The organism is Oribacterium sp. (genome assembly GCF_057249185.1).
In genome coordinates, this window is record NZ_DBHIGR010000003.1 from 1 (window position 1) to 19698 (window position 19698).

16 protein-coding genes are annotated in these 19698 nt (G+C 44.4%); 15 read left to right on the plus strand and 1 reads right to left on the minus strand.

Features of this window, described 5'->3' with window-relative positions:
- The coding region (locus tag ACO4PX_RS00365) for a glycosyltransferase family 2 protein (protein ID WP_485570845.1) at nt 1–843 on the minus strand (843 nt) is incomplete at its 3' end.
- 855 nt (nt 844–1698) lie between these two features.
- Here ACO4PX_RS00365 and ACO4PX_RS00370 point away from each other — a divergent pair.
- From ACO4PX_RS00370 to ilvD, 15 genes are all read left to right on the plus strand, one after another.
- Nucleotides 1699–2436 carry an ATP-binding cassette domain-containing protein gene (locus tag ACO4PX_RS00370; protein WP_314345759.1) on the plus strand — a complete coding sequence of 246 codons (738 nt, stop codon included), beginning with the start codon at nt 1699–1701 and terminating at the stop codon, nt 2434–2436.
- Between the two features lie 18 nt (nt 2437–2454).
- Nucleotides 2455–3054 (plus strand): ABC-2 transporter permease, encoded by a 600-nt coding sequence (locus tag ACO4PX_RS00375; protein WP_485570847.1) that lies wholly within the window; start codon nt 2455–2457, stop codon nt 3052–3054.
- Between the two features lie 382 nt (nt 3055–3436).
- Nucleotides 3437–3763, plus strand: coding sequence for a ribosome maturation factor RimP (locus ACO4PX_RS00380; protein ID WP_314345762.1), 327 nt, complete (start codon nt 3437–3439; stop codon nt 3761–3763).
- Between the two features lie 99 nt (nt 3764–3862).
- The gene (gene nusA / locus ACO4PX_RS00385) at nt 3863–5035 is read left to right on the plus strand and encodes a transcription termination factor NusA (RefSeq protein ID WP_314345765.1); all 1173 of its coding nucleotides are present in this window, start codon (nt 3863–3865) and stop codon (nt 5033–5035) included.
- A gap of 99 nt (nt 5036–5134) precedes the next feature.
- Entirely contained in the window at nt 5135–5401 is a 267-nt protein-coding gene (gene rnpM / locus ACO4PX_RS00390; protein WP_007155791.1) for an RNase P modulator RnpM, read from the plus strand.
- Nucleotides 5391–5714: a L7Ae/L30e/S12e/Gadd45 family ribosomal protein gene (locus ACO4PX_RS00395; RefSeq protein ID WP_304070289.1), complete on the plus strand. Its 324-nt coding sequence runs from the start codon at nt 5391–5393 to the stop codon at nt 5712–5714. Before rnpM ends, ACO4PX_RS00395 begins: the two co-directional genes overlap by 11 nt.
- Nucleotides 5701–8388, plus strand: a complete 2688-nt coding sequence (gene infB / locus ACO4PX_RS00400) for a translation initiation factor IF-2 (protein ID WP_485570848.1) — start codon at nt 5701–5703, stop codon at nt 8386–8388. The genes ACO4PX_RS00395 and infB overlap by 14 nt, the downstream gene beginning before the upstream one ends.
- 63 nt (nt 8389–8451) lie before the next feature.
- A complete protein-coding gene (gene rbfA / locus ACO4PX_RS00405) occupies nt 8452–8868 on the plus strand; it encodes a 30S ribosome-binding factor RbfA (protein ID WP_304070293.1) in 417 nt (138 codons plus the stop codon).
- A complete protein-coding gene (locus tag ACO4PX_RS00410) occupies nt 8865–9857 on the plus strand; it encodes a DHH family phosphoesterase (protein WP_485570850.1) in 993 nt (330 codons plus the stop codon). Before rbfA ends, ACO4PX_RS00410 begins: the two co-directional genes overlap by 4 nt.
- A gap of 2 nt (nt 9858–9859) precedes the next feature.
- Entirely contained in the window at nt 9860–11455 is a 1596-nt protein-coding gene (gene truB / locus ACO4PX_RS00415) for a tRNA pseudouridine(55) synthase TruB (protein ID WP_485570851.1), read from the plus strand.
- Between the two features lie 240 nt (nt 11456–11695).
- Nucleotides 11696–11962, plus strand: coding sequence for a 30S ribosomal protein S15 (rpsO, locus tag ACO4PX_RS00420; protein WP_485546394.1), 267 nt, complete (start codon nt 11696–11698; stop codon nt 11960–11962).
- A gap of 185 nt (nt 11963–12147) precedes the next feature.
- Entirely contained in the window at nt 12148–14253 is a 2106-nt protein-coding gene (locus ACO4PX_RS00425; protein WP_485570853.1) for a polyribonucleotide nucleotidyltransferase, read from the plus strand.
- 20 nt (nt 14254–14273) lie between these two features.
- A complete protein-coding gene (gene gltX / locus ACO4PX_RS00430; protein WP_485570854.1) occupies nt 14274–15728 on the plus strand; it encodes a glutamate--tRNA ligase in 1455 nt (484 codons plus the stop codon).
- On the plus strand, nt 15728–17611 hold the full coding sequence (locus tag ACO4PX_RS00435) for a threonine--tRNA ligase (RefSeq protein WP_485570855.1): 1884 nt from the start codon (nt 15728–15730) through the stop codon (nt 17609–17611). The genes gltX and ACO4PX_RS00435 overlap by 1 nt, the downstream gene beginning before the upstream one ends.
- A gap of 342 nt (nt 17612–17953) precedes the next feature.
- Complete coding sequence (ilvD, locus tag ACO4PX_RS00440; protein WP_314668410.1) at nt 17954–19630, plus strand: dihydroxy-acid dehydratase; 1677 nt, start codon at nt 17954–17956, stop codon at nt 19628–19630.
- The last annotated feature ends 68 nt before the right edge of the window (nt 19631–19698 follow it).

Consider the following 19698-nt stretch of genomic DNA (forward strand, 5'->3'; position numbering starts at 1 on the left):
CTCTGTACCGGACTTAATGGCCAGAACAGAAGATACGGTAGTAATGATTTCCAAATACAAAATCATATATTTCCGAAGCTTTTTGGGCTGTACCTTAAGGACATCACAGCACTCAATCATCAGACGGTTTACCCTATACTGCTGGTCTAAACGGGAAATCATTACCGTTTCATTTACGGATTGGTCCTCCCGGCCAATGTAATAGTGATAAAGATTTTGATTTAGGTAATAAATCCTTTTTACTTGGGGGAGGGGCTCATAAACAAAGAGATTATCCACATAGAAGGTATGCTTGGGAAGCTGCAAACCGCAATCCTTAAGCATTTTGGTCCGGTAAATAACGGAATGCATTAAAATGTACTGTCCCAGGTGGAAGTTCTTCATTTCAGCCCAGCCAAAAACCTTTTCTTCCGGGAAGGCATTGGCATAGGACATAACCTTTTTGTTTTCCTGTCCCACCTTATCGTAAATGAAGTTGGCCACCAGCATGTCAATGGACTCTCCGGAAAGGGTCAAATTTCGAATTCTTTCTAAAACCTCTAAAAGAACCTTGGAATCCAGCCAGTCATCAGAATCCACAACCTTAAAGTAGAGTCCATTGGCATTTCTAAGGCCTGTGTTCACCGCTTCACCGTGACCGCCGTTTTCCTGATGAACAGCCTTGCAAATGCCGGGATATTTCTCTTCGTATTCCTTGGCGATTTCCAGGGTATTGTCTTTTTTGGAACCATCGTCAACAATGATGATTTCTACTTCTTCCCCGCCGGGAAGAATACTTTCAATGCAGTTCCGCATATAGGACGCAGAATTATAACAGGGGATTGCAAAACTAATTAATTTCATAAAACCTCACCATGGGGAAAAAGAGGATAGCATACGTTGAATCGTAGAAAATAATTTCGTCGTTTCTCTATTCTCGTATCTTTCCGTTAAAATGCAGTGTTTTTAATCTTCCTTACTATAACATAAAGGAAGGAAGAAACAAAGAAGAATCCATGGAGAAAGAAAAGGAAGGTTACTGTCAAGTAATCGTTGGTAACTCCTTCATACAGACTAATGAATGTCTTGCTTCGGGTTAGGCTCTGCCTCAAAGACACACTACGTTTCCTACTCGCTGCACTCGCTTTTGCACTCAGGCTCCTGCGCAAACTCGCCCTTCGGGCTCAAACATGCGCCCGCCTTCGTTGCTAGAGTGCAGCTCCCTACGGAAGCCTCGCGACCGTCTTTTTCGTGCATAGCCTAAGCCCTCGCAAAGATTCTTTAATACCCCGCCATAGAAAGCAACTTCCTGCGATCCCCTCTTATTTTCGTATCAAGCCCCAACATGCGGCCTATGACCGGATACCGGTATCCTCGAAACTTATGCCTTTTTCCTCTAACATAGAATTCACCATACAGCTCCTGACCTTAATATTTTTTGCCAACTATATAATAGGTTATTTCTGTGTGATGAGGAAGAGGCTTCGGCCTCTTCCTATTTTTTTGCCAACTAAAATTTTACTCTAAGTCTCTTAACTGTAAATTCTCGCTACTTATGTTACTGTTGATTTTTTATACTGTTAAATATGCCTATTACATTGTTGACTTCTCCATTTTTATATTGATAAATTGCACAAAAGGTAATACTATAATTATAGGTAGAGGTATCATTGTTCATATAAAATGCTACCAATGGTCACATTTGAATAGGAGATAATCGTGAGCTCTTTATTTTATGCTAAAGTATCAAAGAGATATCCTGCTTTTGAACTACAGCCATTTGACTTCTATCTCAATGAGTGTGATATAGTTGGGCTAATTGGCGCTAACGGTGCCGGAAAAACTACTTTTTTGAATTTGCTGGAAGGCAGATGCCTTCCGTCATCCGGCGAGGTTTATTACAAAGGCAGGGTTATGAAGCCTATTTCATGGAAAAAAAATCCTGTTGTTTCATTCTATGATGGCATTTGTCCATTTTGCGAGAAGTTTAATCCCAAAGACATTTGCACAGTCATGGCTGATTGGTATCCTAAATGGAGTTCAGAGCAATATTTTGATTATCTGAATTTCCTAAATGTACAGATTATTGCTATAAAGCAAATGTCTCTTGGGACAAAAAATAAATTAATGTTGGCCACCATGCTGGCTCAAAACCCTGAAATATTGTTTTGTGATGAATTAACTACCGGACTGGATCCTGTTGCAAGAGAAAAAGTTTTGCATTTATTGAAAGAATATATTAATAAGACACATTCAGCCGTTATCTTCTCCACTCACATTATTAGCGACTTAGAAAAATTTGCTTCCAGAATCATCTTACTCGATAACGGTAAGGTTGTTTTGAATACTGATATTTCTTGCATTTTGGAAGGAAATAAAATTTCTTTAGAAAATGTAGTATATGACTATCTAAGTAAATCCACTTTAGCGAAAGGAAATGATAATTTAATTTTGTAATTATCAAATGAATAATATATGAAAGGGTTGCTTTATAAAGATTTTAAGTCCATTTTGAAGTTAATATCCCCTGTATATTTAATGTCTCTTATTCCAATTATTGTCTATATTGGGAAAGATATGTTTCTGTTTATGTTCTCCATAATTATTGGGATATTATTCGGAATGCAAGTATCAATAACTATTTCCGTAGATGAAAAAACAAAACTTGTTAATTATTATCGTGTACTACCACTTTCCTATCATGTCATTGCTATGGAGAAATATATTTTCACGCTCATCATTTCTCTCCTTACAGGTATCATAATCTTCCTTGTTACTTTCAGTTATTCTGGGCAGCTTAGCCTTTTGTATCCATTCATTGGTTTCTACGTTGCGCTAATTTATAACATGATAGTAATTCCCGCATCATTTTATTTTGGTGTAGAAAAAGGAAGATATATCCTCATAGGATTTACCATTCTTCCTATTATCTTTACAAAATTTAATAATGTTTTATTAAAACTATATTCTATTCTTCAGACCAACTTGATTGCATTAGCAGTGATTTTACATTTGATTATTTTTGTCATCTCATACGTAATTTCAGTAAAAAGCATTGAAAAATATCGCATATAATTTCGATTTATAAAACATCAGACAGGCATAGTTCTTGCCGCCTCGGTTGGCTTTATGTGGTAACTTAATTTTACCGACGGCAATAGAATATGTCTGATAACATTGTACAGCTCAATGAGAATCTTATAAAGAGCAAGTCAAGGATCTGGTACGCGGTAGATGCAAAAATGGGGATATTCGAAGAAATATTTAAAAAGAGACATGGATCAATATTTATAGAAGAAAAAATGCTGTGAAAAGTGAAGAAAAACAAAGTGAAAAGTGAAGAAAAACAAAGAAAAGGCTTGTTTTTTCAAAGCTTTCGTGTTAGGGTATAAAAGTATTTGTAACGTAGGAAGGGGCAAGCACTGGCTTGTCCCTTTTGCTTGAATGGAGCGTTGGCATGGAAATTGAGAGAACGAAGGCGTATTTGGAAGAAATTCTTCCGGGAATGGGCTATGTGCTGGATAGTGTTACCTTTACAAAAGAGGCGGGAACCCACTATCTAAGGGCATTCATTTTTAGAAAAGATGAGCAGGACATGACGGTCAATGACTGTGCCATGGTCTCCAGAAGACTGTCCAAGTGGTTGGATAAGGAAGATTTTATTGCAGAAGAGTACATCCTGGAGGTTTGTTCCTTAGGTTTTAAGGACAATCCGGGAGCGGAGGAGCTTTCCGAAGTGGAAGAAGAACTGCTTTCCGAGGGAGAGGAAGCTTCAGAAGAGTAAATGGTAAGGCCAAAAAGAGTTGAAAGTATAATACAGGCGGAATAAAAGACAGTAAGGATAGAAAACGCCTGATGATAAAAATAAAGAGGAGTAAAAACGATGAACGAGGAATTACGCTTAGCGCTAGACATGTTAGAGAAGGAAAAGAAAATTTCCAAGCAGGCTTTAATCGAGGCCATTGAGCTGTCCTTACAAACCGCTTGTAAGAATCACTTCGGTTCCGCAGACAATGTGCACGTAAGCATGAATCCGGACACTGCAGTATTTTCCGTATTGGCAGATAAGACGGTAGTGGAAAAGGTGGGAGATAAGTCCACAGAAATCAGTTTGGAAGAAGCTCATGAAATAGATCCTTCCTATACTTTGGGAGATGTGGTACAGGTGCCCATTGATTCCAAGTCCTTCAGTAGAATTGCGGCGCAGAATGCCAAGGGCGTGATTGTGCAGAAGATTCGTGAGGAAGAGAGAAAGAACCTTTTTGAAGAATACTATGCTATGAGCAAAAAGGTTTTCACTGCCCTTGTGGAGAAAAATACAGGAAGAGCTCTGATTATGAATTTGGGCAAGGTAGATGGTTACCTTGCGGAAGCGGAGCAGATTCCCGGAGAGAATTTGACTCCCGGACAAAGAGCCAAGGTCTATGTGGTGGAAGTAAAGGACAGCCCCAAGGGACCTAAGCTTATGCTTTCCCGTACCCATCCGGAGTTGGTTCGTAAGCTGTTCTTTGAGGAGGTTTCCGAGCTTAGAGAAGGTATTGTGGAGATTAAGTCCATTGCCAGAGAGGCGGGATCTCGTACCAAGATGGCGGTCATTTCCAATGAAGAGGATGTGGATGCAGTGGGTGCTTGCGTAGGTCTTAACGGAAACCGTGTAAATACCATCGTGGAAGAGCTTCGTGGAGAGAAGATTGACATTATCAACTATGACGAGAACCCTGCATACCTGATTGAGAATTCCTTATCTCCGGCCAAGGTAATCGCGGTTATTGCGGATCCGGACAATAAAGAAGCCTTGGTCATTGTGCCGGATAATCAGCTGTCTCTGGCTATCGGTAAGGAGGGACAGAACGCAAGACTCGCAGCGAAGTTGACCAATTACAAGATTGATATTAAGTCCGAGTCTCAGGCGCAGGAGCAGGGAATCTTCGACGAAATGGGTATTGATTACCATGGAGAGAGCCTGGAGGAAGAAGATTTAGGCTATGATGAGGACTATGAAGATGCTTCCTATGAAGAAGGGGAAGAGGAAGCGGAAGCTTACGAAGAAGAATAAATAGAAAAAGACTTGGTTTTTCGGAAGAGGAATCAATCTTTTTCGAAAAGCATTTTCATAGAATCGATAGAAACAGAGGGATGTTTTCCGGGAGGGGAAATGAAGGTAGAGCCACAACGAAGCTGCATAGGCTGCGGGGAAAAGAAGGACAAAAAGGACTTGCTTCGGATTGTCCGTTCTCCGGAGGGGGAATATGCCGTGGATTTGCAAGGAAGAAAAAACGGAAGAGGCGCTTATCTTTGCAAGAATCTTTCTTGCCTGGAGAAGGCGGAGAAGAAAAAGGCTTTTTTCCGTTCCTTCAAGGAGGCAATCCCCAAGGAAGATTTGGATAGACTGAGGGAGGAAATCAAAGAAATTGCAAAATAAGATATTGGGACTCTTGGGTTTGTCCATGAAGGCCGGAAAGGTCAAGGCGGGAGAGTTTTCCGTAGAAAAGTCCATTAAAGCCCATAAGGCAAAATTGGTGCTGGTGGCTAGCGATGCTTCGGAAAATACGGAAAAAAAATTCCGACAAAGTTGTTTTTACTACCACATTCCCATATTTTCCTTCGGAACGAAGGAGGAACTGGGGAGAGGGATTGGAAAGGAAATGCGTTCTTCTCTGTGCATAGAGGATGAAGGCTTTGCAAAACGGATGATTGAGATTTTAGATGGAGGGAATGCGGATGTTAGAAGATAATAAGAAAGAAAATATTGAACAAAAAAGTGAGGAAGCTCCCGTTAAAAAGAAAAAGTTAGCGGTTGTTTTCCATTCCCAAAACTCGGTGAACCATAAAAATCATCCTCTGGGAAGAACACAGTTTTCCGATAAGGCAAAGGCCAAGGTAAAGAAGGAAGCAGGAAAAGAGGAGGGAGGAAAGAAATCTCCCAACGGAAGACCCTTGCCTCCGGGAACGGCAAGAGTTACTCCTTTGAAGGCTTTGAATGCTATCCAGAAAAAGCAGGAGGAAGAGGAGAAGAAGCTGGCAGAGGAGAGACTTCTTTTAGAAAAGCAGGAAGCGGAAAGAAAAGCACAGGAAGAAGCGGCAAAGGCTAAGGAAGAAGCGGAAAAGAAGGCTTTGGCGGAAAAGGAAAGTCAGGAAAAGGCAAAGAGACCTACCATTTCTGGAATCAAACCGACTATTTCCGGAATTGCAGCTAAGCTTAGCCCTGCCAAGCCCCAGAGCAAAGAAGCAAGCGGAGAGCGTAAGAGCAGCAGCTTCGGTGCAGGAAAGCCTGCAGAGAAGAGATTTGCACCGGGAGGAAGAACTGACAGTCGTGGAGAGGGCAGAAAGGATGGGGACTTTAATGGAAGACCCCGCTTCGGCACAGCTGCGAAGAAGCCGGCTCCAAGCCTTGCTCCGGAGATTGTAGAAAAGCAAAGCAGAACCAAGCATGACGCCACTAAGCCTCAGAAGAAGGTTTACGGAAATAAGAGCTTTGAAAATGAAAAGGCCAACATTTCCCAGAAGAATCGTGCTGCCAGAAAGCAGAATAAGTACGGCGCTACCCAGTCCTACGAGAGAGATGAGCAGGTAAAGGTAAAGAAGACCGGAAAGGGTGCATTTATTAAGCCGGAAGTGGTGAAGGTTGCGGAAGAAACCATTAAGTCCATTACTTTACCCGAGGTAATTACCATTAAGGAGTTGGCGGATAAGATGAAGCAGAAGTCTGCGGACCTTATCAAGAAGCTTTTCTTAAAGGGACAGATGGTTACCCTGAATACGGAATTAAGCTACGAAGAGGCGGAAAACCTTGCGGTAGAATACGACATCCTTTGCGAAATGGAAGAGAAGGTAGACGTAATCGCAGAATTGGTACAGGATTCTGAAGTGGATGAAGAGAAGGATTTACAGCCCCGTCCTCCTGTAGTTGCGGTTATGGGACACGTTGACCACGGTAAAACTTCTATTCTGGATGCGATTCGAAACACCAATGTGACCAGTAAGGAGCACGGCGGAATTACCCAGTCCATCGGTGCATATCAGGTAACGGTAAAGGTTAATGACGAAGACAGAGTAATCACCTTCCTGGATACTCCGGGACATGAGGCTTTCACAGCCATGCGTATGCGTGGAGCCCAGTCCACCGATATTGCCATTCTGGTAGTTGCTGCGGACGACGGTATTAAGCCCCAGACCATTGAGGCGATTAATCATGCCAAGGCAGCCAATACGGAGATTATTGTAGCCATCAATAAGATTGATAAGCCTGCGGCAAATATTGACAAGGTGAAGCAGGAATTAATGACCTATGATTTGGTGGCTGAGGATTACGGCGGAACCACCATTTGCTGTCCTGTTTCCGCAAAGACCGGAGAGGGACTGGAAAGTCTTTTGGAAAATATTGCTTTACAGGCGGATGTGCTGGAATTAAAGGCGAATCCAAATCGTAAGGCCTACGGTGTTGTTATCGAGGCTGAGCTGGATAAGGGAAGAGGTTCCGTAGCCCGTCTTTTGGTACAAAAGGGTACCCTGCATATCGGAGACGTGGTGGCTGTAGGATCTGCCTTCGGTAAGGTTCGTGCCATGATTGACGACAAAGGAAAGAGAATCAAGAAGGCAACCCCTTCCATGCCTGTAGAGATTTTGGGATTAAACTCCGTGCCTAATGCGGGAGAAATTTTCCAGGTGAAGGACAACGAGAAGGAAGCCAAGGCATATGCGGATACCTTTGTTAGCGAAGGAAAGCAGAAGATGGTTGAGGATTCCCGTAAGAAGGTTAGCTTAGATGCCCTCTTCGACCAGATTAAGGCAGGAGAGCTGAAGGATCTTCCGATTGTCATCAAGGCGGATGTACAGGGATCCGTGGAAGCGGTTCGCGATTCCTTACAGAAGATTGAAAATGCGGAAGTTCAGGTAAAGGTGATTCATGCCGGTGTTGGTGCCATCAATGAGTCCGATATCAATTTGGCCATTGCTTCCAATGCGATTGTCATCGGATTTGACGTTAAGCCGGATCCAACCGCAAGAGATATTGCCGAGCGGGAAAATGTAGACGTAAGACTATACAATGTCATCTATAAGGCTATCGAAGATATTGAGCTTGCCATGAAGGGAATGCTGGCTCCTGTTTATGAGGAGAAGGTCATCGGTCATGCGGAGGTTCGTATGATCTTCAAGTCCTCCGGTGTTGGTGTGATTGCCGGTTCCTTCGTTCTGGACGGAAAGGTACAAAGAGGTGCCAAGGTTCGTCTGACCAGAGGCGGAGAGCAGTTATATGACGGAACCATTGCTTCCGTAAGACATTTTAAGGATGACGTAAAGGAAGTGGGAACCAAGCAGGAATGCGGTATTGTTTTAGAAGACTTTACCGATATTCAGGAATTGGATCAGCTGGAAGTTTACGTTATGGAAGAAGTAAAACAGAGATAAGAGGGAGGGGAGCCGAAGGCTCCCCTGTTCCTACTTTTTTAGGAAAGTATAAAGAGGTAAAAGGTGAAAAAACTGAGCTTTAAGAACCAAAGAAGAAATGAAGATGTGAGAAGATGCCTTTCTCTTTTGATTCGGGAAGAGGTGAAGGACAGCAGGGTTTCGCCCTTCTGTGACGTTACCGGTGTGGATCTCACCCCGGATTTACAGTATTGTAAGGTCTTTGTTTCCTGCCTTGGCAGTGAAGAGGAGTTGGGGAAAACTATTGAGGGCTTAAAGGCTGCCGGGGGATTTTTACGAAGAGAGCTGGCAAGAAGCTTAAACCTTAGACATACCCCGGAGCTGCAATTTATCGCGGATCATTCCGTGGAATATGGCTCCAGAATGGATGCTTTAATTAATCAGGTTAGCAAGGAAGACAGGGAAAGAGCAGTGGGGGAAGTGGTAAATCAGGATAATGTTTATAAAGAGGAGGAAGAATGAGAGACAAGCTGGAGGAATTATTAGCTTCTTCCCAACGGATTTGCCTTTTGGGACATACCAGACCTGATGGGGACTGTCTGGGTTCTACTTTGGGATGGAAAAATTACTTGAACAATCGCTATCCGGAAAAAGAAGTGCAGGTATATTTGATGGAGGCCCATGAGAAATTTTCTTATCTTCCCGGCTTTTCCACCATTCGCCATGATGTACCGAAGGAAAGCTATGACCTGGCTCTGATTTGTGATTGCGGAGCCTATGAAAGATTGGGAGAGTTCGGCTCCTTGGCAAAGTCTGCAAAGAATTGTTATGTGGTGGATCATCATGTAACCAGCAATGGGGAGGATTTTCCTTTTCATACCATTCTTCCCGATGCCTCCAGTACCTGCGAGGTGAGCTTTGACCTGATGGATGAAACGTTTTTCGATGAGGCTGTTGCGACCTGCATTTATACCGGCTTGATTCATGACACCGGGGTTTTTAAGTATAACTGTACTTCTCAGCATACCATGGAGATTGCAGGAAAATGTATGGCAAAGGGAATTCCTTTTTCCTATATCATTGATGACAGCTTCTATATGAAGTCTGTGGATCAGCAGAAAATGACGGGGAAGGTCTTGCAGGATGCCAGGCTTTACTGTGAGGACAGAATCCTGGCTTCGTCCCTAAGTCTAAAGGATATGCGTTCCTTTAATCTGGAGCAAAAAGACCTGGATATGGTGGTCAGCGTGCTTCGGGAAACCAGAGATGTGGATGGGGTGATTTTCCTCTACGAGGTGGGAAATCAGGTGTACAAGGCCAGTCTTCGTTCCAACAACAATGCCTTTGATGTGTCCCAAGTTGCCGCCTTTTTTTCGGGCGGTGGACATAAGATGGCAGCAGGCTGTAGCCTGAAGGGCAGTCCGGAGCAGATTTTGGAGAAGCTTTTCGGGGAAATGAGAAAGCAGCTGGATGCAGAGGATTTCCAAAGCAATAAAAGATGTAGAGAGTAAGCATGGATGGAATTATTAATGTAAATAAAGAAAAGGGGATGACCAGCTTTGATGTTCTTCGGGCTCTTCGAAGGATTCTAAGGGAGAAAAAGATGGGACATACCGGCACCCTGGACCCGATGGCGGAAGGTGTGCTTTTGGTCTGTGTGGGCAAGGCTACCAAATATGTAGATGCTTTGATGGCGAAGGAAAAGGTCTATCAGGCAGAATTGACCTTAGGAATCGAAACGGATACGGAGGACAGTACCGGAAAGATACTTTCTGAGGAAGAGGTTTCCATCTCGAGGGAGGAGATTGAAAGGGTTCTTCCTCGTTTTATGGGGAAGCAGGAGCAGATTCCTCCTATGTACAGTGCCAAGAAGCTGGAAGGAAAAAAGCTTTATGAGCTGGCAAGAGAAGGGAAAACGGTAGAAAGAAAGCCAAGCCAAATTGAGATTTTTGGGCTGGAAATTCTTTCCTATGACTGCCCCAGGCTCCGTTTTCGGATTCATTGCTCCAAGGGAACCTATATTCGCACCCTTTGTAAGGATATCGGAGAAGCCTTAGGAACCAAGGCTTGTATGTCTGCACTTTTACGAGAGAAAGTGGGAGAGTTTTCTTTGCAGGATAGCTTCAGACTTTCGGACATTGAAAAGCTGGAAGGAGAGGGAAAAAGAGATACTTACTTACTGCCTCCGCTATATAGTCAAAAGGACAGCATTTTAACCTTCGGGAAGTTTGACGGCCTTCATCTTGGGCATCAAAAGATTTTCGAGGATGTATTTCGAGAGGGAAGGTTGGAGAATCTGGTACCCTCCGTTTTGTCCTTTACCATGCATCCATCGGCTTTATTTTCCGGAGAAAGGCAAGACCTTCTCTGCACGGAGGATGAACATTATACCCGTCTGCAAAATGCGGGGTTTTCCCAGATTTTTCTCTTTCCCTTAACCTTGGAAACCGCCAAGATGCCTCCGGAGAAATTCTTGGAGGATATTCTGGTAAAAGCCTTAAAGGTAAAGCACCTTGTGGTGGGGACGGATTGCAGCTTCGGCTATAAAGGAAAAGGAGATGTGGCTTTGCTTCAAGAAAAGTCTAAAGATTTCGGCTATAAGCTGACCGTGGTGGAAAAGGCTTTAACCAAGGATGACGCCGGGAATACCGTGGAAATTTCCAGTACCTATATCCGGAAATGCTTGGAAGAGGGGGCTGTAGAAGAGGCGGCAAGGCTTTTGGGAAGAAAGTACACCCTATCCGGTACTGTGGTACACGGAAAGAAAATCGGACGAAGCATCAATTTTCCCACGGCCAACATTCTCCCGAAGGAAGGAAAGCTTTGCCCCATGGAAGGGGTGTATCATACCCGGGTGCTTCTGGGAAAGGACTATTATGAGGGGATGACCAGCATAGGGAAGAATCCCAGTGTGGCGAAGAATAACCCTCTGACCATAGAGACGCATATTTTGGACTTTCAGGGAGATATCTACGGGGAGAAGTTGCGCTTGGAATTTGTCAGCTTTATTCGGGAGCAAAGACATTTTCAGGATATTGAAGAACTGAAGACCCAGCTGGAGAAAGACTTGGCCTTTGTGAAGGAGGAGAGTAAAAAGCAGGAATCATAAAAAGGTCTTTGTCCGGTCTTGTAAAGCTTAGGGTTTTCATCAAAGCAAAGGGCGAAAATCCTTGACGAAAGCCGAAAATTCGCGTATTATAGTCTGGCATTTATGGACTGATTTTGGAGAAGAAGAAAAGTTATCATAAAATGCACAGAACTTCGCGTTAGGCATAGGAAGGCGATTTCCTAACGCCTTCCTCAGTCTAACGTGTGTTAACGCAAGAAATTGCCAAAAAAGGAGAATCAGATGATTACAAGAGAGAAAAAAGCAGAGTTGGTAGAAAAGTACGGAAGAAAGCCCGGAGACACCGGATCTCCTGAAGTACAGGTAGCGATTCTTACCGAGAGAATCGTTGAGCTTACCGAGCATTTAAAGAGCAATCCTAAGGATCACCACAGCAGAAGAGGACTTCTGATGATGGTAGGTCACAGAAGAGGTCTTTTAGACTACTTAAAGAAGACCGACTTAGAGGGTTACAGAAGCTTAATCGAGAAGTTAGGCATCAGAAAGTAAGAAGAATCAGGGCGGAAAAGCATGGCTTTTCTGCCCTTTTTTACTGTTCATTTTCTCATTTTCCTGTATAATAGGAATCTATGACAAAAGCTATCCGGAAGGTAGTCCGAGATCACTGAAGAGGCGGTGAACCTCACAGTTTCTTCAGTGGCTTTGGATCTTCCGGATTAAACAAAGGAGGATTTATGTATAAGAGTTATTCAATGGAACTTGCCGGAAGAACCCTGACGGTGGATGTGGACAGGGTTTGCGCGCAAAGTAACGGTGCCGCATTGATGCACTATGGAGACACTACGGTGTTGTCCACCTGTACCGCTTCCGCAAAGCCGAGAGACGGTATTGATTTCTTCCCCCTTTCCGTAGAATACGAAGAAAAGATGTATTCTGTAGGAAAGTTCCCGGGAGGATTTAAGAAGAGAGAAGGAAGAGCCAGTGACAATGCGATTTTAACCGCAAGAGTTATTGACCGTCCTATGCGTCCTCTCTTCCCTAAGGACTATAGAAATGATGTTTTATTAAACAACCTGGTATTATCCGTGGATCAGGATGCTTCTCCGGAACTCTTGGCTATGCTTGGTTCTTCCCTGTCCACCTGTCTTTCCGATGTTCCCTTTGACGGTCCCTGTGCAACCACCCAGATCGGCATGGTTGGGGGAGAATTTGTGGTAAATCCCGGAAACGGAGAGAAGGCGGTTTCCGACCTTTTATTGACTGTAGCTTCCACAAAAGAGAAGGTTATCATGATCGAAGCCGGAGCCAACGAGCTTCCGGAGGCCAAGATGATTGAGGCAATTTATCTTGCCCATGATGTAAACCAGCAGATTATCGGTTTCTTTGAGAGTATTATCGAAGAGTGCGGAAAAGAAAAGCACGAATATGTTTCCAGCGCCATTCCCGAGGAATTATTTGCGAAGATGAAGGAAGTGGTAAAGCCTGAGGAGATGGAGAAGGCTGTATTTACCGATGATAAGGCGGAAAGAGATGCCAATGTTTCCCTCCTGAGTGAAAGATTGGTAGAAGCTTTCCAGGATGACGAGGAAGCTTTGGCCATTTTACCGGATGCCATCTATCAGTATGAGAAGAAGACCGTTCGTAAGATGATTTTGAAGGATCATAAGAGACCGGACGGAAGAGCTATTGATGAGATTCGTAAGTTGGAGGCTGAGGTTGATCTTCTCCCCAGAGTGCATGGCTCCGCTATGTTTAAGAGAGGACAGACGCAGATTATGAATATCACTACCCTGGCACCTCTTTCCGAGGTTCAGAAGGTAGAAGGGCTAAATGAATTTGAGACCGAAAAGCGTTATCTGCACCAGTATAATTTCCCCGGCTATTCCGTAGGAGAGGCAAAGGCCTCCAGAGGCCCGGGAAGAAGAGAAATCGGACACGGTGCTTTGGCGGAGAAGGCTTTGATTCCTGTACTGCCTTCCGTGGAAGAATTCCCCTATGCGATTCGTTCCGTTTCCGAGACTATGGAGTCCAACGGTTCTACTTCCATGGCTTCCACTTGTGCTTCCTGCATGTCCTTGATGGCTGCCGGTGTACCCATTAAGAAGCCTGTTGCCGGAATTTCCTGCGGTCTTGTAACCGGAGACAGCGATGATGAGTATTTGGTACTTACCGACATTCAGGGGTTGGAAGATTTCTTCGGCGATATGGACTTTAAGGTAACCGGAACAGAGGACGGAATCACCGCTATCCAGATGGATATTAAGATTCACGGCTTGACTCGTCCAATCGTGGAAGAGGCTATTCGCAGAGCAAGAGAAGCAAGACTCTTCATTATGAACGGTGTGATGAAAGAGGCTATTGAAGAGCCTAGAGCAGAGCTTTCTCCATATGCACCGAAGATTTTGACCATGTCTATCAATCCGGAGAAGATTGGAGATGTTATCGGAAAGCAGGGTAAGACCATTAACGGTATCATCGAAGAAACCGGCGTGAAGATTGATATTGACGATAACGGAACCGTTTCCATTTCCGGAACAAACCTGCCTGATTTGGAAAGAGCGAAGAAAATCATTGAGTCTATTGTAAATGATATTGAGCCGGGACAGATTTTTGAAGGAACCGTAGTCAGAATGATGGATTTCGGTGCTTTCGTGCAGTTAAGTCCCAACAAGGACGGTATGATTCACATTTCCAAGCTTTCCGATCAGAGAGTAAACAAGGTAGAGGATGTGGTTCATGTCGGCGATAAGGTTCGTGTAAAGGTTTTGGAAGTGGATAAGATGGGAAGAATCAACCTTTCCATGCGCCCGCAGGATTTGGTAGAGAAGCAGGAAGCGTAAATACAGCTTAAGGGGGAAATATGAAGATTAGAACGAGATATGCACCTTCCCCTACCGGAAGGATGCATGTGGGAAATTTACGAACCGGCATGTATGCTTATCTGATTGCCAAGCATGAGGGAGGTGACTTCCTCCTTCGTATCGAGGATACCGACCAGGAAAGAGAAGTGGAAGGAGCGGTGGATATTATCCGCAGAACCCTGGAAGCTACAGGCCTTTTCTGGGACGAGGGACCGGATAATCCCGGAGACTGCGGCCCCTACGTGCAGTCGGAACGAGTAAAAACCGGCGTTTACATGGACTATGCCAAAAAGCTGGTGGATAAGGGAGAGGCTTACTACTGCTTCTGCGACGAGGACCGCTTAAAGAGCCTGCAAACCGAGGTAAACGGAGAGACCCTTTTCCATTATGACAAGCATTGTCTTTCTCTTTCCAAAGAAGAGGTGGAAGAGAAGTTAAAGCAGGGACTCCCCTTTGTTATTCGCCAGAATAATCCGACAGAAGGCAGCACTACTTTCCATGACGAGCTTTACGGGGATGTTACCGTGGAGAACAGCGAACTGGACGACATGGTGCTGATTAAGTCCGACGGCTATCCTACCTATAACTTTGCCAATGTTATTGACGACCATTTGATGGGGATTACCCATGTGGTTCGTGGAAACGAATATCTTTCCTCCAGCCCCAAGTACCAAAGACTTTATGATGCCTTCGGCTGGGAATCTCCGAAGCTGATTCATTGTCCTTTGATTACGGATGAGAATCATAAGAAGTTATCCAAGAGATCCGGCCACTCCTCCTTTGAGGATCTGATTGATCAGGGCTTTGTGGCTGAGGCAGTGGTAAACTTTGTGGCTCTTTTAGGCTGGAGCCCTGAGGAAAATGAAGAGATTCTTTCCTTGGAGGATTTGGTTCGTTTATTTGATTACCACAGAATTTCCAAGAGCCCGGCTGTCTTTGACATGGGTAAGCTTCGCTGGATGAACGGAGAGTACATCAAGAAAATGGATTTTGACAAGTTCTATGAGAGAGCTCTCCCCTTCGTGAAAGAAGCTGTAGGTGAGGGATTGGATCATAAGAAGATTGCCGAGATGGTAAAGAGCAGAATCGAAATCTTCCCGGACATTCCCGAGCAGGTTTCCTTCTTTAAGGAAGTACCGGAATATGAGCTGTCTCTTTATGAAAACAAAAAGGCAAAGTGTAATTTAGAGAATTCTTTGAGTCTTCTGGAAGAGGTTCTTCCTTTATTACAGGAGGAAAATGACTACAGTAACGATCATTTGTATGAGAAATTACAGGCCTTCGGTCAGGAAAAGGGCTACAAGACAGGCTTTATGATGTGGCCCATCCGCATTGCCCTTTCCGGAAAGCAAATGACTCCCGCAGGAGCTACCGAGATTCTTTCCGTACTGGGTAAGGAAGAGTCCTTAAAGAGAATTGAAAAAGCAATAGAGAGATTAAAAGAAAAGAGGTAATGGCATTGGATAAGCAGGAATTTTTAGAGAGATACAGACATTCTCTTGCACATATTTTAGCAAAAGCCATGGTAGAGCTGTATGGTCCTGAGGTACAGTATGCGATCGGACCCCAGATTGAAGATGGCTGTTATTATGACTTTGCTCTTCCCAAGTCCTTGTCCGAGGAGGATTTTAAGACCATTGAGGACAAGATGAGAGAAATCATCAAAAGAAGAGAGAACTGGACCAGAGAGGAGCTGTCCCGTGAGGCGGCCTTGGCTCTCTTTGATAAGCAAAAGTTCAAAAAGGAGCTGATTCAGGACCTTCCTGCCGATGAAGTCATCAGTATTTATCGTACCGGTGATGATTTCGTGGATCTTTGCCGGGGACCTCATGTGGAGAATTCTCAGGAACTCATGAATGTAGCCTTCCAGATTAAATCCATTTCCGGAGCTTACTGGCGTGGAGATGAGCACAGAGATCAGTTACAGCGTGTTTATCTTTTTGCCTTCCCGGATAAGAATGCCTTAAAGGAGCATTTAAAGTGGTTACAGGAAGCCCAGGAGAGAGATCATAAGAAGCTGGGTAGCCAGCTTGACCTCTTCATGTTTGATGAGACCGCTCCCGGAATGCCTTATTGGCTTCCCAGAGGTTGGAAGATGTATCAGGCGCTTTTGGCCTATTCCAGAAGTGTGCAGGCAAGACACGGTTACACGGAGATTTCCGCACCTCTCATTAACAATAAGAAATTATGGTTGATTTCCGGACACTGGGCACATTATATTAACAATATGTTTATGGTTCCCGGTATTTCCGGCTGGTTAAAGGCCGATGCTGACCTTTCCGGTGTGCTGGAGCATCCTACCGATGCCAGCCTTGGAGAGAAGATTGTAAAGATTCAGGCAGGCTCTGTAATCTATAATCGTGAGAATATTGATACCATGGCGGCAAAGCCCATGAACTGCCCTAACGCCATGATTACCTACAAGAGAAGAAATCGTTCCTACAAGGAGCTGCCTATCCGTTATTCCGAGTATGATGTACTCCATAGAAAGGAAAAATCCGGACAAATGAACGGACTTTTCCGTGTACAGGAGTTCCGTCAGGATGATGACCATACCTTCGTAATGGAATCTCAGATTGAGGCGGAAATTGCGGACATCATCTCCATTGCGGATGAAGTCTACAAGACCTTCGGTGTTACCTATCGTGCAGAGCTCTCTACAAGACCTGATGATTTCATGGGAGACATCGAAGTTTGGGATAGAGCAGAGGCTGCTTTAAAGAAGATTCTCACCGACAAGTATGGAGAAGGCGGCTTTGAAATCAATGAGGGAGACGGTGCCTTCTACGGACCAAAGATTGACTTGCAGATTAAGGATGCTTTGGGAAGAGAGTGGCAGTGCGGAACCATTCAGCTGGACTTCCAGCTTCCTCACAACTTCGGTCTGACTTATCAGACTGCAGAAGGAAGCACCGCTATGCCGGTAGTAATCCATAGAGCAATTTACGGTTCTCTGGAGCGTTTTATCGGTATTATCATCGAGAACTTCAAGGGAAGCTTCCCCTTCTGGCTAAGCCCGGAGCAGGTAGGCATCGTACCGATTCGAGAAGAGCATAACGACTACGGAAAAGAAGTTTACGATGCTCTGACGGAAATCGGAATTCGAGCTGAGGCTGATTACAGCGACAAGAACATGAAGGAGAAGATTAAGGGCTATAAGAACTATAAGAACCCTTACATCCTTGTGTTGGGAGACAGAGAAAAGGAAGAAAGAACCGTATCCATCAATATGCGCGGATCCAATAAGCAGATTAATAACGTTCCTCTGGATGCTTTCTTAAAAGCTTGTGAAAGAATGCAGAAGGAACACAGCTTAGAGCTGATGGATGAGTTTTAATGAATTTTTACCTTGTTATTGTTCTGACTGAAGAGACAGAGAAAAGAAATGATTCGCCTGGTTTTTCAGCAGTATAGCTTGAGAATAAGGGGCAATGTGAGCCCGTCGGTTCTTAGCTTTTGTTTTTTGAAAGCTTAGAACCGCTACGAGGCGAGCTTAGCGAGAGCGTGCCCCTGTTCCAAGCTATACTGGGAAAAACGGTGCAATTCCTTTCCTCTGTCTTTTTTATTTTTAAATATTTAGAAAAAATTCATGGAAAACTCAAAAAAAACATCTGCTCAAAGCTGTTAATGCGGTATAATAAAAAAGTTTTTATGGAAGCATTTAGAGTAAGGAGAGTCTATGAATAGTGAGCATGTGAGAGAAGGGGTACAGTCTGCGCCTCATAGAAGTTTATTTAATGCCTTAGGTTATACCAAGGAAGAGATGAAAAAACCCATGATTGGTGTGGTTTGTTCTTATAACGAAATCGTACCGGGACATATTAACTTGGATAAAATTGCGGAAGCGGTAAAGATGGGTATTGCGGAAGCCGGCGGTATGCCGGTGGAGTTCCCGGCTATTGCGGTTTGTGACGGTATTGCCATGGGACATACCGGAATGAAATATTCTCTGGTAACCAGAGACTTAATTGCGGATTCCACAGAATGTATGGCAAGGGCACACCAGTTTGATGGTTTGGTGATGATTCCAAACTGTGATAAGAATGTTCCCGGTCTTTTGATGGCAGCAGCTAGAGTGAATATTCCTACTGTTTTCGTATCCGGCGGTCCTATGCTGGCAGGAAAAGTAAGGGGAGAGAAGCGTTCTCTCTCTTCCATGTTTGAGGCTGTGGGAGAGTATGAGGCAGGAAAGATTGGCATGGAGGAGCTGAAGCTCTATGAGGAAAATGTTTGCCCCACCTGCGGATCCTGCTCCGGTATGTATACCGCAAACTCCATGAACTGCTTAACAGAGGTTATCGGAATGGGACTTCCCGGAAACGGAACCATTCCTGCGGTTTACTCTGCTCGTATTCGTTTGGCAAAGATGGCGGGTTATGCCATCATGGATATGATTGAGAAAAATATTCGCCCCAGAAACATTATGACAGAGGCGGCATTCCGAAATGCCTTAACGGTAGATATGGCGTTGGGATGTTCCACCAACACCATGCTTCATCTTCCTGCCATTGCCCATGAATGCGGCATTGAGTTAAAGGTGGAAAATGCCAATGAAATCTCTGCAAAGACTCCGAATCTTTGTCATTTGGCTCCTGCAGGCTATGCCTATATGGAGGACTTAAATGAGGCCGGTGGTGTTTATGCGGTGATGAAGGAGCTGTCTAAGAAGAATCTTTTGGATCTTTCCGGCATTACTGTTACCGGAAAGACTATGGAGGAAAATATTGCTCATGCCAGAAATAAGGATGAGGAGATTATTCGTCCTATTGATAAGCCCTTTATGCCTATTGGAGGTATTGCAGTACTGAAGGGAAATCTGGCTCCGGATACCGGGGTGGTAAAGCGTTCCGCAGTGGCTCCGGAAATGATGGTGCATGAGGGACCTGCCAGAGTATTTGACTGCGAAGAAGATGCGATTGCTGCTATCAAGGGAGGAAAGATTAATCCCGGAGATGTGGTGGTCATCCGCTACGAAGGTCCTAAGGGCGGACCCGGAATGAGAGAGATGCTGAATCCCACCTCTGCCATTGTGGGTATGGGCTTAGGAAGCACGGTGGCCCTTATTACTGATGGTCGTTTCTCCGGCGCTTCCCGTGGCGCTGCTATCGGACACGTTTCTCCTGAGGCAGCTGTGGGTGGCCCCATTGCTCTGATTGAAGAAGGAGATATCATTTCCATCGACATTCCAAACTATAGCTTGAATGTAAAGCTTAGTGATGAGGAGTTGGAGAAGAGAAGAAAGGCATGGAAGCCGAAGAAGAGAACGGATCTGGACGGTTATCTGGTTCGCTATCGTGCGCTGGTTACCAGCGGAAATCGTGGAGCGATTTTAGAGCTTCCTAAGGACTGGGAATAAAGATCTTGCTTTGAAAAAAATAAGTTTTAAGGAATCTGCTGAAAATTGTATTTTATAAATACGATTCC